This is a genomic window from Oleiphilus sp. HI0128 (assembly GCF_001635365.1).
On sequence record NZ_LWGG01000469.1, the window covers coordinates 1 to 602 of the forward strand.

Annotated in this window: 2 protein-coding genes; both read right to left on the reverse strand. The window is 45.3% G+C overall.

The features are described 5' to 3' along the window. The coding region (locus A3763_RS26730) for a hypothetical protein (protein ID WP_156494944.1) at positions 1–136 on the reverse strand (136 nt) is incomplete at its 3' end. A gap of 18 nt (positions 137–154) precedes the next feature. Then, positions 155–602 (reverse strand): hypothetical protein (locus A3763_RS28260; protein WP_197482794.1); only part of this gene is annotated, 448 nt, incomplete at its 5' end.

Consider the following 602-nt stretch of genomic DNA (forward strand, 5'->3'; position numbering starts at 1 on the left):
CACTGTTGAGCGCCATATTCTGAGGCTTAAAAGGCGCCACTTTATGGCCGCGCCTCACCAAACAACGACACAAAGCAGCCACTAAGGTACTTTTACCCGCATCTGAAGTGGTGCCTTGTATCATCAGTGTGGTCATATCTTAACCTTTACTCAATTAGTCGTTCACAACTATCGACGAGCTCAGCGTATCAAGGTCAATCCTCTCAATACCACCTGTGTACTCAGCAGCACGGTCACCCGAAGCATAACGCCCCACTCCTGTTATGAATAAATCTCCTGCAAAAAGGTCTATTTCAATTGGGTTCTTAACGGTTAGCTCTAAGCCATCTAGTTCACCAGTACCAATTGACACTTCTGCGTCAGTCAGTGTATCAATTGCGATTAGGTAGGCTTGAGTCGGCGCATACGAGCTATCAAGTCCCTGAGTGACAACATACAATACGTCTTCATGGATCAATGCAGCAGAAGCATTCGGGAGGCCGTCTTCATCATAATGACTGATATCAATACTATCTAATACGAAATCATCTGACGAGCTATCAGTAACGCTTGGATCGATGACAAGAATTGACCCTTCTCCCCAGCGAATAACATAGGCTTTA